This window comes from Streptomyces genisteinicus, assembly GCF_014489615.1.
GTDB lineage: Bacteria > Actinomycetota > Actinomycetes > Streptomycetales > Streptomycetaceae > Streptomyces > Streptomyces genisteinicus.
Map to the genome: position 1 here is coordinate 4545487 of NZ_CP060825.1, position 12507 is coordinate 4557993.

Annotated in this window: 13 protein-coding genes; 7 read left to right on the forward strand and 6 right to left on the reverse strand. The window is 73.4% G+C overall.

Going from position 1 to position 12507, the window contains the following annotated elements; translation table 11 throughout:
- Positions 1–64 precede the first annotated feature (64 nt).
- The 3 genes from IAG43_RS19905 to hutH all read left to right on the forward strand — a co-directional run bounded on the left by IAG43_RS19905 (position 65) and on the right by hutH (position 3995).
- Positions 65–865 carry an enoyl-CoA hydratase/isomerase family protein gene (locus IAG43_RS19905; RefSeq protein ID WP_187742049.1) on the forward strand — a complete coding sequence of 267 codons (801 nt, stop codon included), beginning with the start codon at positions 65–67 and terminating at the stop codon, positions 863–865.
- A gap of 162 nt (positions 866–1027) precedes the next feature.
- Complete coding sequence (locus IAG43_RS19910; protein WP_187742050.1) at positions 1028–2200, forward strand: GGDEF domain-containing protein; 1173 nt, start codon at positions 1028–1030, stop codon at positions 2198–2200.
- Positions 2201–2453: 253 nt separating this feature from the next.
- Positions 2454–3995: a histidine ammonia-lyase gene (gene hutH / locus IAG43_RS19915; protein WP_187744551.1), complete on the forward strand. Its 1542-nt coding sequence runs from the start codon at positions 2454–2456 to the stop codon at positions 3993–3995.
- Positions 3996–4068: 73 nt separating this feature from the next.
- Here hutH and IAG43_RS19920 read toward each other — a convergent pair whose 3' ends face one another.
- Complete coding sequence (locus IAG43_RS19920; RefSeq protein ID WP_187742051.1) at positions 4069–4386, reverse strand: hypothetical protein; 318 nt, start codon at positions 4384–4386, stop codon at positions 4069–4071.
- Between the two features lie 109 nt (positions 4387–4495).
- On the opposite strand from IAG43_RS19920, the gene IAG43_RS19925 reads away from it, so the two are divergent.
- The 3 genes from IAG43_RS19925 (at position 4496) to IAG43_RS19935 (ending at position 7730) form a co-directional block, all read left to right on the forward strand.
- On the forward strand, positions 4496–4918 hold the full coding sequence (locus IAG43_RS19925; RefSeq protein WP_343075659.1) for a hypothetical protein: 423 nt from the start codon (positions 4496–4498) through the stop codon (positions 4916–4918).
- A gap of 365 nt (positions 4919–5283) precedes the next feature.
- Positions 5284–6549, forward strand: coding sequence for a L,D-transpeptidase (locus IAG43_RS19930; RefSeq protein ID WP_187742052.1), 1266 nt, complete (start codon positions 5284–5286; stop codon positions 6547–6549).
- Between the two features lie 164 nt (positions 6550–6713).
- Positions 6714–7730 carry a GNAT family N-acetyltransferase gene (locus tag IAG43_RS19935; protein ID WP_187742053.1) on the forward strand — a complete coding sequence of 339 codons (1017 nt, stop codon included), beginning with the start codon at positions 6714–6716 and terminating at the stop codon, positions 7728–7730.
- 163 nt (positions 7731–7893) lie between these two features.
- Here the strand turns inward: IAG43_RS19935 and IAG43_RS19940 are convergent, their stop codons facing one another.
- Positions 7894–8250, reverse strand: a complete 357-nt coding sequence (locus tag IAG43_RS19940; protein ID WP_187742054.1) for a hypothetical protein — start codon at positions 8248–8250, stop codon at positions 7894–7896.
- A gap of 121 nt (positions 8251–8371) precedes the next feature.
- Positions 8372–9172 (reverse strand): peptidoglycan DD-metalloendopeptidase family protein, encoded by an 801-nt coding sequence (locus tag IAG43_RS19945; RefSeq protein ID WP_246574446.1) that lies wholly within the window; start codon positions 9170–9172, stop codon positions 8372–8374.
- Positions 9173–9357: 185 nt separating this feature from the next.
- Here IAG43_RS19945 and IAG43_RS19950 point away from each other — a divergent pair, with 185 nt between their 5' ends.
- Positions 9358–10431, forward strand: a complete 1074-nt coding sequence (locus IAG43_RS19950) for a GH25 family lysozyme (protein ID WP_187742056.1) — start codon at positions 9358–9360, stop codon at positions 10429–10431.
- 180 nt (positions 10432–10611) lie between these two features.
- Here the strand turns inward: IAG43_RS19950 and IAG43_RS19955 are convergent, their stop codons facing one another.
- The 3 genes from IAG43_RS19955 to IAG43_RS19965 all read right to left on the reverse strand — a co-directional run bounded on the left by IAG43_RS19955 (position 10612) and on the right by IAG43_RS19965 (position 12507).
- The gene (locus tag IAG43_RS19955; protein ID WP_187742057.1) at positions 10612–11088 is read right to left on the reverse strand and encodes a hypothetical protein; all 477 of its coding nucleotides are present in this window, start codon (positions 11086–11088) and stop codon (positions 10612–10614) included.
- An 80-nt stretch (positions 11089–11168) separates the two neighbouring features.
- Positions 11169–11393, reverse strand: coding sequence for a DUF397 domain-containing protein (locus IAG43_RS19960; protein ID WP_187742058.1), 225 nt, complete (start codon positions 11391–11393; stop codon positions 11169–11171).
- Between the two features lie 286 nt (positions 11394–11679).
- Positions 11680–12507, reverse strand: a complete 828-nt coding sequence (locus IAG43_RS19965) for a helix-turn-helix domain-containing protein (RefSeq protein ID WP_281403997.1) — start codon at positions 12505–12507, stop codon at positions 11680–11682.

A 12507-nucleotide genomic window follows, 5' to 3' on the forward strand; every position in this document is an offset into this window, starting at 1 on the left:
GGACGGCGGGGCGCGGGGTCCTATGATCCCCGTGAACCATCGTTAACCGGGAGGGTGGGCCGTCATGCCGGAGTCCGAGCAGAGGTTCGGGGAGTTCGTCGCGGTACGCAGGCACGAGCAGGGTCACGTCGCCGAACTGGTGCTGGACCGGCCGAAGGCCATGAACGCCGTGTCCACCGGGATGGCCGCCTCCATCGGCGCGGCCTGCGCGGCGCTCGCCGCCGACCGGGACGTCCGCGTCACCGTGCTGACGTCCAGCAACGAGCGCGCCTTCTGCGTCGGCGCCGACCTGAAGGAGCGCAACTCCTTCTCGGACGCCGACCTGGTGCGCCAGCGCCCCACGGCCCGCGGCGCCTACACCGGCGTGCTGGAACTGCCCATGCCCACCGTCGCGGCCGTGCACGGCTTCGCCCTCGGCGGCGGCTTCGAGCTGGCGCTCTCCTGCGACGTGATCGTCGCCGACGCCACCGCCGTGGTCGGCCTGCCCGAGGTCTCCGTCGGCGTCATCCCCGGCGGCGGCGGCACCCAGCTGCTGCCGCGCCGCGTCGGGGCGGCCCGCGCGGCGGAACTCGTCTTCACCGCGCGCCGGGTGGAGGCTCCGGAGGCCCGCGAGCTGGGCCTCGTCGACATCCTCGCCGACGACGCCCGCACCGATGCCCTCGCGCTGGCGGCCCGGATCGCCGTCAACTCGCCCGTCGGCCTGCGGAACGCGAAGAAGGCGATGCGGCTCGGGCAGGGGCTCGACCTGCGCGCCGGTCTGGAGGTCGAGGACGCGGCATGGCGGGCGACCGCCTTCTCCGGCGACCGCGCCGAGGGTGTCGCCGCCTTCAACGAGAAGCGCCGCCCGGCCTGGCCGGGGGAGTAGCCGGGCAGCCCCTGGCGGCGCGGTCGCGGGGGCCGGGGCTCCGCCCGGCCGCCGCGCGGGCCCTCCGGGCCCCACGGGGCTCGTCGCGGTCGCGGGGCGGGACGGGACCCCGTGGGGACGCGTCGCAGGTCACATCGGGACAAACCTCCCTAAGCTGGGGTGATGGGTGACGATCGGCGGCTGCGGTCCGTGGTGGCACTGGCGCAGGCCATGGCGGCCGCCCACACTCCCCGCGAGTCCTGGCGGGCCGCGGCGCTCGGCGCGTGCATCGCGCTGGACAGCACGTTCGGGGCGATCTCCGTCTGGGAGCGCGAGCGCGGCCTGCTGAAGGTGCTCGTCAACGCCGGGCAACGCGCCGAGGGCGAGGAGGAGTTCCCCGAGTCCGAGACGTATCCGGTGAATCGTTTCCCCGAGATCACCGAGTTCCTCCACGAACAGTGGGCGGGCGGTGGCGAGCCGGATGCCTGGGTGGAGACCGCCGACGGGCCCGCGACCGACCGCCACGGCTACTGCCACCAGCGCGTCTCCGCCCTGCGCAGACGCCGCCGCGGCTGCTGCGTCGTCGCGCCGATCGTGCTGCACGGGAGGGCCTGGGGAGAGCTCTACGTGGCCCGCCCGGTCGGCGCGCCCGTCTTCGGCCGCGAGGACGCCGACTTCGCGACCGTCCTCGCCTCCGTCGTGGCCGCCGGGATCGCCCAGACCGAACGGCTGGAGGAGGTCCGCCGGCTCGCCTTCACCGACCCGCTCACCGGGCTCGCCAACCGCCGCGCGGTCGACAGCCGCCTGGACGAGGCGCTGGAGCGTCACCGCGCGGACGGCACCGTGGTCAGCCTGGTGGTCTGCGACCTGAACGGCCTCAAGCAGGTCAACGACACCCTGGGCCACTCCGTCGGCGACCGGTTGCTGGAGCGGTTCGGCTCGGTGCTCTCGCGCTGCGGCGCGGGGCTGCCGGGCGCCCTCGCCGCACGCCTCGGAGGCGACGAGTTCTGCCTGGTGGCCGAGGGGCCGCCCGCCGACGACGTGATCGCGGCCGCCGCCGAGCTGTGCCTGAGGGCGGGCGAGCTGGAGCTGGGCGCCGGGGTGGCCTGCGGGGTCGCCTCGACCGGCGACCCGATCGGGGAGGTGGTCTCGGGCCGCCGCCTGTTCCGGCTGGCCGACGCCGCGCAGTACCGGGCGAAGGCGGCGCGCTCGCCGGGCCCGGTCGTGGCCGGCCGGGACGGCACGGTGCTGCGCCTGGCCGACTCGCCGCCGCGCGCCCCGCAGGACCGCCGCCGCTTCCGCGACGCCACCCCGGAGGACGACGAGGAGGCCCGGGAGCCCTGGAGCGAGCCGTGAGGCCGGCGGCCGTCACCCCGGGGCGCCGGGTGCGGAGGGCGGAAGGGCCGGGGGCCGTACCCCCGGAGCGCCGTCGGGGGCGCGGCAGTCCGGAGCCCGGAGCCCGGATTCCAGGGCCGGGGGCGGCGGCTCCCGGGGCCGTGCCGGCGGGGTGTTCGCGCAGGCCGGAGCGGTGCGGAGCGCGGGCGGCGGGCAGAACCGACGGGTACTGGTGACAGGTTGAGATTCAGTCCGTACGCTTCTGAATATGGATATGCACACTGTCGTGGTGGGGACGTCCGGCACCACCGCCGACGACGTCGTCGCCGTCGCCCGCCAGGGCGCCCGCGTCGAGATCGCCGCCGAAGCCGTCACCGCGCTCGCCGCGGCCCGTGCCGTCGTGGACGCCCTGGCCGCCAAGCCCGAGCCCGTCTACGGCGTCTCCACCGGATTCGGCGCCCTCGCCACCCGGCACATCAGCCCCGAGCTGCGGGGCCGGCTCCAGCGCAACATCGTCCGCTCGCACGCCGCCGGCATGGGCCCGCGCGTCGAGCGCGAGGTCGTGCGCGCGCTGATGTTCCTGCGCCTGAAGACCCTCTGCTCCGGCCGCACCGGCGTACGCCCCGAGGTCGCGCAGACCATGGCCGACCTGCTGAACGCCGGCATCACGCCCGTCGTCCACGAATACGGATCCCTCGGCTGCTCCGGCGACCTCGCACCCCTCTCGCACTGCGCCCTGGCCCTCATGGGCGAGGGCGACGCGGAGGGCCCCGACGGCACGGTCCGGCCCGCCGGCGAACTCCTCGCCGCCCACGGCATCCAGCCGGTCGAACTCCGCGAGAAGGAGGGCCTCGCCCTCCTCAACGGCACCGACGGCATGCTCGGCATGCTGATCATGGCCCTCGCCGACCTCGAACGGCTCTACACGTCCGCCGACATCACCGCCGCCCTCTCCCTGGAGGCCCTGCTCGGCACCGCGCGCGTCCTCGCGCCCGAACTGCACGCCATCCGGCCGCACCCCGGCCAGGGCGCCTCCGCGGCCAACATGCTCGCCGTCCTGGAGGGCTCCGGCCTCACCGGCCACTTCCAGGAGGAGGAGGCGCCGCGCGTCCAGGACGCCTACTCGGTGCGCTGCGCCCCGCAGGTCGCGGGCGCGGGCCGGGACACCATGGCCCACGCCCGCCTCGTCGCCGACCGCGAGCTGGCCTCCGCCGTCGACAACCCCGTCGTGCTGCCCGACGGCCGCGTCGAGTCCAACGGCAACTTCCACGGCGCGCCCGTCGCCTACGTGCTCGACTTCCTCGCCGTCGCCGCCGCGGACCTCGGCTCCATCGCCGAGCGCCGTACCGACCGGCTGCTCGACAAGAACCGCTCCCACGGCCTGCCGCCGTTCCTCGCGGACGACGCGGGCGTCGACTCCGGGCTGATGATCGCCCAGTACACGCAGGCCGCCCTGGTCAGCGAGATGAAGCGGCTCGCGGTCCCGGCGTCGGCCGACTCCATCCCCTCCTCCGCCATGCAGGAGGACCACGTCTCCATGGGCTGGTCCGCCGCGCGCAAGCTGCGCACGGCGATCGGCAACCTCAACCGGATCGTCGCCGTCGAGCTGTACGCGGCCACCCGGGCCATCGAGCTGCGCCGCCACCTGACCCCGGCCCCGGCATCCCGGGCCGCCATCGAGGCTTTGCGGGCCGCGGGCGTCGAGGGCCCCGGCCCGGACCGCTTCCTCGCCCCCGACCTGGACGCCGCGGACGCCTTCGTGCGGGACGGGAAGCTCCTCGCGGCCGTGGAGCAGGTCACGGGGCCCCTGGCCTGACCCCGGGGCGCCGCACACCCCGCCACCGCCCCGGCCCGCGTCACGCGGACCGGGGCGGACGCCGCCGGTGGCCTCAGGCGGAGCGTGGGGCGCCCGAGCGGCCCCGGAGCGCCTCCGCGCCGCCGCGGCGCACCGAGTACGCCACGAAGCCCGCACCGGCCACGAGGAAGGCCGAGCCGCCGATCACGTACGGCGTGGTGTCCACGCCCGCGCCCGTGTCCGCCAGGCGCAGTTCCTCGGCGGCCGCCCGGGCCGCCGCGGAGGTGTCGGCCGCCCGGTCCGGGCCGCCCTGTCTCTCGGGGGTCGCGTTGGCCGAGGGGACGAACCACAGCGCGCAGAGCAGGCTCCCTGCGGCGGTCGCGGTCAGCAGCGGTCGACGTGCGACGGACACGAACTCGATCTCCTTCGAGACTTCGCCGAATCGGTGGGCGCGTCGATGCTAGTGAACGCAGCGGGTCGGGGGAAAGCCGCGGGCGTCCGGCCCCCTACGCTCCGGTCCCATGAGCACTTCTGAGACATCACGGTTCGTGCGCCTGCGGGTGGAGCTGGTGCTGGAGATCGAGGACCCCGAAGCCCTCACGGGCGCCGCGCTGGAGCGGATCGCCGCGGACGAGTTCATGCCCGACGAGGAGCGCGCGCACGCCCGCTCCTCGGTGCGCGAGGACGAGGCGGAGGCGCTGGCGTATCTCGTCGACCCCTTCGACCTGGTCGCCGAGGTGCCCGGCGTGGACCTGGCCCAGGCCTCGTGGAGCAGTGAGCAGATCGACTACGACCCGGACGACGAGGAGTGGGACCTCGACGACGACGCCTCGGACGACGGCTACGACGACGAGGACGGGGACGACGAGGACCGGGACGACGAGCGGGGCGACGGGACCGGCGGCGAGGAAGCGGAGGAGGGTGACGCGGCACGCGTCCGATGAGCACCTGCGCCGTGCCGGACCCGGTACGGTCCCGGGTCCGGCACGGGGGATGATGGAGGAGGGCGCGCGGCACGCCGCGGGCCCCGCGGGCGGCAGGCCCCGCCCCGGCGGCCGATCGGCACGCATCGGATCCGGATCGTCGGGCAGGCGAACCGGAGGCCCACCGGTCGCGTGCCTCACATATGGGGGCTCCGCCGCAACCGGCGGGCCGCGGGCCGCGTCGATCAGATCGACGGGGTGCACGGCCGGACTGTGTCGGGAGTCACGCCGGCGGCAGTGAACTTGCCCACATCCCTTGCGGATGGGGAACCGGATGCCCCGTTATGGGGATTGTCCGTAGTAGACGGTCAGGGGAATCGGCGACGATGGAGAAGCGTGTGATGACGGACAGCAAGCGGCGCAAGGGCCTCATGGTCGCGTCCGCGGTCCTCGGTGGCGTAATGGTGCTTTCCGCCTGCAGCGACGGCGGCAAGGAAGCCGGCTCCGCCGAGAGCTCGAAGGCGTCGCAGGCGCAGGTGGACGAGGCCGCAGCGAAGGAGGTCTCCAAGGCGCGAATAGCGATCTCGCCGAAGAACGGCTCCGACAACGCCAGCATCAACAACGCCGCCAAGGTCACCGTCACCGACGGCACCCTCACCGAGGTCACCATGACCACGGCCGACGGCGACCCCGTCGAGGGCACCCTGGCGGGCGACGGCAAGAGCTGGAAGCCGGCCGCCCCGCTGAAGCGCTCCACCACCTACAAGATCGCCGCCACGGCGAAGGACTCCGCGGGCCTGGAGGCCCACGAGAACTCCTCCTTCACCACCGTGTCGCCCGACAACAGCTTCATCGGCAACTTCACGCCCGAGGACGGTTCCACCGTCGGCGTCGGCATGCCGGTCTCGCTCAACTTCAACAAGGCGATCACCGACCGCAAGGCCGTCCAGTCCGGCATCACGGTCACCTCCAGCACCGGCCAGGAGGTCGTCGGGCACTGGTTCAGCAACCAGCGCCTCGACTTCCGCCCCGACCAGTACTGGACCGAGGGCTCCACGGTCACGCTGAAGCTCGCCCTGGACGGCGTCGAGGGCGCGGACGGCGTCTACGGCGTCCAGCAGAAGACCGTCACCTTCAAGATCGGCCGCAACCAGGTCTCCACCGTCGACGTCGCCACCAAGACGATGACGGTCACCCAGGACGGCAAGACGGTCAAGACGATCCCGATCTCCGCCGGTTCGCCGGAGAACCCGACCTACAACGGCCAGATGGTGATCTCCGAGAAGTTCAAGGAGACCCGGATGAACGGCGCCACGGTCGGCTTCACCGACGACGACGGCAAGGGCGAGTACGACATCAAGGACGTCCCGCACGCCATGCGGCTGTCCACCTCCGGCACCTTCATCCACGGCAACTACTGGGGCGCCGACTCCGTCTTCGGCAGCGCCAACACCAGCCACGGCTGCGTCGGCCTGAACGACGTCAAGGGCGCCGGCGACCCGAAGCAGGCCGCCGCGTGGTTCTACGACAACTCGCTCCTCGGCGACGTCGTCATCGTCAAGAACTCCAAGGACAAGGTGATCCAGCCCGACAACGGCCTCAACGGCTGGAACATGGCCTGGTCGCAGTGGAAGGCCGGCTCCGCCGTCTGATCCCCTCGGCATCCCCTTCGCGAAGGCGGCGGTCCCGTGCACCGGGCCCGCCGCCTTCGGCGTGCCGGGGCCGTGAACCCCGCCGTCCTCCGGGCCCTCCCCGGCCGTCCGCCCACCCCGAAAACCACCTGCGCCGCCCGGACACCCGACGTACCGTCCACCGCATGACCGTCACCCGCCTGCCCGCCGCCCCCACCGACGCGGACGTCGACCACTGGCACGCGGTCCTGCGCGCCGCCCATCTGCACGACCTTCCGGCGGGCGTGCCGGCCCCCTCCCGCACCGACAGCGCCGGAAAGCTGCGCAAGCCCTCCGCCCGCACCCGGACCGTCCACCTCGCCGTGCCCGCCGAGGGCGGCGACGGATACGACGGCGTGGCCACGCTGGTGCTCTTCGCCGAGGCGGACAACCGCCACACCGCGTACCTCGACGTCCTCGCCGTCCACCCGCGCGCCAGGAAGCGCGGCACCGGATCGGCGCTGTGGCAGGCCGTCCACGCCGAACTCGCCGCGGACGGACGCCGGTCGGTGTCCACCCTCGTCGAAACCGGCGGACCCGGAGAGGAGTTCGCCCGCGCCCGCGGCTTCGAGAACGCCCTGCCCCTGGCCTGGTACGTCCAGGACCTCGCCGCCGCCCTCGACGGCCACCCGGAACCGCCCGGACTGCCCGGGGGATACGCGTACGCCCACTGGTCCGGCGTCGTACCCGACCCGCTGGCCGACGTCTTCGCCCGCGCCCACGGCGACATGGCGGACGCCCCGGTGGGCGACCTCGAACAGGCCGCACCCGCCTGGGACGCGGACCGGGTGCGGGCCGCCGCCCGCGTCGTCGGGGAACGCGGCGGCGCGATCCACACGGCCGCGATCCTGCACACCCCGACGGACTCCGTGGCCGCCTACACCGAGGTCGTGCTGCGCGACCCCGCGGACACCCGCGCGCTCCAGTACGACACCGTCGTCGTCCCCGCCCACCGCGGACGCGGACTCGGACGGGCCGTCAAGCGCCACCTGATGGGCGTCCTCGCCGCCGAACGTCCCGGGCTGCGCGAGATCGCCACGACCGTCGCCGACGAGAACGGCCCCATGCTGGCCGTCAACGAGCGCCTCGGCTACCGGCACGAACGCAGCGTCGGCTACTTCCAGGCCACCGTGCGGGACACCCGGCCCCCGGCCCCGCGCTAGCCGCCGGGGACCCTCCGTCCTGCCCCGGCCCCGCGCCGGTCTCCCGGGCCGCCCGGGCGCCCGCAGCCCGGGACACCTCCCTGGCCGCCCCGGCCACCACGCCCGTCACGGGGCCGCGGACGGCCTGTACACGGGCGGCGGATGAACCGGCCCGCGGCCCGCCTCAGCGGAACTCGTGGACCACCCGGATCGGGCCGACGATGTGGGCGTTGAACTCGTCCAGCTCCTCCGCCGGCACCCACAGCTCCAGGATCGTCCGGCCGCCCGCCTGCTGGACCGGGTAGCGCGCCACGAACTCCGTGTCCACCTCGAAGCGCGTCACGAAGCCCGCTCCGTCGTGCTTCACGTTCCAGTCCCGGGCGATCCGGACCGCGTACTCCTCGTTCAGCACCGGATAGAAGATCGGCTGCTCCGGCAGCCGGGGCGGCCACGCCCGCCACCCCGACTCCCGCACCAGTGCCAGCTCCTCGGGCCCGGTGGGCCGCCACAGGGTCGTCGTCGCGGGCCGGTCGTTCGTCATGGTCGTCTCCGTGGGACGGCTGCGGGTGCGCCGCCGGGCCGGCGGCTCGCCCGCCGGACGCTACCGTCCCGGGCGGACCGCACTCACCCGCTTTTACGCGCGCCCCGGGCTGTGGTGTGTGTCAGTCCCAGCGGTCCTGGTTGAGGAAGCGGGCGAAGCCGCGCCACGAGTTCGGGCCCATCGCGCCGTCGATCGGGCCGGTGTAGCCGTGGGCGGCGGCGAGACGCTGGACGGCTGCCCAGGTGTTCGGGCCCGGTGCGCCGTCGACCGGGCCGGTGTAGCCCCAGTTCCGCATGTTCCGCTGCAGCGCGGCGTAGGTGTTCGGGCCGGGCACGCCGTCGATCGGGCCGGTGTAACCCGACTCGATCCGCAGCCAGTTCTGCGCCCGCCGCCACATGACCGGGCCCGGGACCCCGTCCTGCTCCGTCGACGTCTTCGGCAGACCACCGCCCCCGCCGCCGAGGTGGTCGAGCGGATTGACCCGGACACCGCCCGGGGTGATGAGGTGCCAGTGCAGGTGGGGCCCGGTGGAGTTGCCGGACCCCGGGGCGCCCGCCGCGCCCCCGGACCAGCCGACGATGCCGCCCTTCGGCACCCTGGTGCCGTTGGCCACCGCGAACCGGGACAGGTGCATGTACTGGGTGCGGTAGCCGTCGTCGTGGGTGATGGTGACCGTGTGGCCCCCGGTCCCGTTGTCCGGGATGTTGGTGACGGTCCCCGCGTCGGCGGCGGGCAGCGCCGTGCCGACGCCCATGGCGTAGTCGATCCCGCCCAGCGATCCACGGTTGATGTGGTCCTGCCAGCCGCTGGTGAGGGGATAGCCGCTGAAGGGGTTGTAGAGACTCAGCGCGTGTGCGGACTGCGCGGCGAACAGCCCGCTCCCGGCGAACAGCCCGAGGGTGACGGCCGATCCCCGGAGCACGGTTCGCCGGCTGACCGCGCCACGTCCCGACGGCGCTCCGCCGCCGGCGTCCCGATGATGTCCGCACATGTCAACTCCCTTGAATCGTAAGAGACTTGGGGTTACAGGAACACGCCGCGTCACAGTACCCTACGCGCGTAGAACTTGATATAGACATGCCATTCCTGCTCGGTTGCGGAGGACGCGTGCACAGAAGGAACCTGATCCGCGGGGCGGTCGCCGCCGCACTCGCACCCGCCGCCGTCGCGGCGTCCGGAGCCCCCGCGGCCGCCGCCCGCCGCGGTGCAGGCGAACTCCCCGGGTTCGACGTCTCCAACTACCAGCGCGGCATCGACCACGCCCTGGCCGCCGCCCAGGGACAGCGGTTCGCCGTGGCCAAGGCGGGCGGCTGCCAGCTCGCCGAGGGGCCCTACGTCACGTCCTCCTACGCCGGTCACGTCGACGGGGCCCGCGCGGCAGGACTGAGGGTCGGCCACTACTGGATGAGCGGCGACTTCCTCGCTCCCGTGGCCGCGGCCGACTACTTCGCCGACCACCTGCACGACTACCGGCCCGGCGATGTGCTCGCCCTCGACGTCGAGGTGCTCGACGACTCCACCCGGCTGTGGGACGACGGGGACGTCGCCGCGTGGACCCACCGCGTCCGCGCACGGGTCGGCCCCTTCGTCCCCTGGTTCTACATCAGCACCGCGGCCCTGCGGGCCGCCGCCTGGGACCGGACCATCGCGTCCGGCGCCCACCTGTGGGCCGCCGCGTGGGGGCGCAACGACGGCACCTGGCCCGGACCGCCCGACCTGGGCGGCCGCTACCCGGACTGGGCCGTCCACCAGTACACCTCCGTGGGCTCGGCGGGCGGCGTCGCGCCCGTCGACCTCAACCTCGCCCGCCCCTGGGCCTTCGACGTCACGGAGCCGACCGAGCCGCCGCCCGCCACCGGTCTGCCGAAGACGTCGACGGAGCAGGACGGGGTCCCGGGCCCGGTCATGTGGCGGCGGGCGCAGAACTGGCTGCGGATCGAGTCGGGTTACACCGGCCCGATCGACGGCGTGCCCGGCCCGAACACCTACGCCGCGCTGCAGCGGAACATGCGGAACTGGGGCTACACCGGCCCGGTCGACGGCGCACCGGGCCCGAACACCTGGGCAGCCGTCCAGCGTCTCGCCGCCGCCCACGGCTACACCGGCCCGATCGACGGCGCGATGGGCCCCCACTCCTGGCGCGGCTTCGCCCGCTTCCTCAACCAGGACCGCTGGGACTGACACACACCACAGCCCGGGAAGCCGCGAACGGCTTCCCGGGCTGTTGTCGGCGCGACCACCGGAAGGGCTCGACGCTGCGGTCCGCAAGGCAACGTCGGTGCACGTCCGTCCGCCGTGGCCGACGGCAAGCCCGTCGTAGTCCGTGCCGGCACGCCAGGGGAGGCAGCGTCACGGCCGTCGTCAGGGCCGGGCCTCTTCGGCGGGACAGGGCAGGTCGGGAGCAGCACGGTTCGGCCGGCACGTCACCAGGGCGACCGAGTGGAAGGCGGTGCCCCTCAGGTAGTGGCCGAGGGATACGTCTCCTCCCCACGCCAGCCGCTCGGCAGCAGCCTTCGCAAGGAGCACCAGCCTGGTCGCCTCCCGATCCTGCTCCGAGGCGAACCGGGGTGCGAACTCCGCGAGCTGGAGGCCCAGCCACTCGCCGGCCTCCTCGGGCTCCTCCCATGTTCCCCTGATCAGCGAAGCCGGTTTCATGAGCCAGTGTGCCGTCCCGATCGGAGGGATGTCGGTGGTCGGGAAGGCGGTCACGGCTTCCCGGTACCGGTCGTGCACTTCCTGCTCGCTGGTCGCCGCCGGGGCCGGGCCGGGCGGTCTGCGGACGCTCTCCCTGTCGAACGTCTTCTTCTCTCCCACCCATGTGAAACCGTGGTGATGCACCGCTGCTCCGTTCCGGGAGATCACGACGGCCCTGCCCGTCGGCGTGAGGGCAGGGCCGTCAGTTCGGGTCGTGCCGTGGATCAGGCCGACAGGTCGAAGCGGCAGGGGTCGATGCCCGCCGCGTCCAGCTCGGCCGTGGTGAAGCGCAGCGGCTCGGCATCCGGGCGCTTGCTGTCGCCCATCGCCCACACGTCCGGCCCGATCTTCGCGAGGGTCACGCACGCCTCGCCGTCCGGGTGGGTGCTGCCTCCGCACGCCTTGCTGAATCGGGCTGCGGAGATGTCGAATCCGTACAGGTCGGTCATCTGGTCCTCCGTGGTTCGGATGGGAAGGAGCACCGCTGTCGCGCTCGGGGTGCCCGGGTGCCTCGCAGCGCCTCTGCGATCTGCTCGACGTGTGCAGCCGGGATCGAGCCAGGTGCACGAGCGGCTCGCCTCGGGGAGTCGCCTGCGTGCGGATCGCCGCGAGGCGCTCTCCGGCAGCCCCCGGCGCAGGCGGTGTGCGACGGACGGGCAGTCGAACCGGGGCTCATCGTGGTGCTGGCGCTGCTCACAGGGATTCCCTCCCTCGGGTGTCGGCATCACCGATGCTTCACCCGCTGGGCAGCTCGTTCCAGGACCTTTCCTGTTGGGGCAAGAATCCGTCCCGGATGCCCTCGACCAGGGCTCTCATGGCATCGCCGTAGACCGCCACGGCGGCGAACCGTTCGAAGGTGTCGAGGTAGAGCTGGACATCTTTCGGGTCGCGGGTGGTGACCTCGGAGTGGAACGTCTCCACGATGACGAGACGGTCGTCGTGGAGGCTGAAGCAGGTCATGGGGAAGTCGGGCATCCGGCGGTCGGACGGGACGACACCCAGCGAGACGTTGGGCAGGCGGGACACGGATACGAGCCGGTCGAGCTGGAGCGCCATGACCACGGGCTCGCTGATGCGCCATCGGAGTACGTGTTCGCAGATCAGGAAGCGAAAGGACCCGCCCGGTTCGTAGAGGACGGACTGCCGTTCGATACGGGCAGCCACGGTCCTGGTCCTGGTCTCCTCCGGCAGGGACGGAGGCAGGGAGAAGACGGCGGAGGCGTACTCGGGCGTCTGGAGGAGGCCGGGGATGAGCTGACCCTGGAAGAGCCTGAGCGTGGTGGTGCCGGCCTCGATCGCCCGGATGGTCTTCTGGTGCTTCCAGGGGCCCATGCGGCGCAGCAGCCGCCATGCGGTGGCCTCGGTGGCTTCAGCGCGGGCGGCGGAGAGGAACTCCCCCTTGACCTCCTCGCTGACGCCTATGGCAGTGAGGACCAGGTCCACGTCCTGGACGGTCGGTCGCACCTTGCCCGTCTCGATCTTCGAGAGCTTCCCGGCGGACATGGAAGCCCTGCGGGCCACCGAATCACCCGTGAGTCCGGATGCGTCGCGCAGCGCCCGCAG

Coding starts and splice junctions, on each gene's coding strand:
- IAG43_RS19960 (WP_187742058.1), bottom strand. CDS start 11,393: ATGACCGACCTGTACGGATTCGACATCTCCGCAGCCCGATTCAGCAAG.
- IAG43_RS19925 (WP_343075659.1), top strand. CDS start 4,496: ATGAGCACTTCTGAGACATCACGGTTCGTGCGCCTGCGGGTGGAGCTG.
- IAG43_RS19905 (WP_187742049.1), top strand. CDS start 65: ATGCCGGAGTCCGAGCAGAGGTTCGGGGAGTTCGTCGCGGTACGCAGG.
- IAG43_RS19930 (WP_187742052.1), top strand. CDS start 5,284: ATGGAGAAGCGTGTGATGACGGACAGCAAGCGGCGCAAGGGCCTCATG.
- IAG43_RS19910 (WP_187742050.1), top strand. CDS start 1,028: ATGGGTGACGATCGGCGGCTGCGGTCCGTGGTGGCACTGGCGCAGGCC.
- IAG43_RS19940 (WP_187742054.1), bottom strand. CDS start 8,250: ATGACGAACGACCGGCCCGCGACGACGACCCTGTGGCGGCCCACCGGG.
- IAG43_RS19935 (WP_187742053.1), top strand. CDS start 6,714: ATGACCGTCACCCGCCTGCCCGCCGCCCCCACCGACGCGGACGTCGAC.
- hutH (WP_187744551.1), top strand. CDS start 2,454: ATGCACACTGTCGTGGTGGGGACGTCCGGCACCACCGCCGACGACGTC.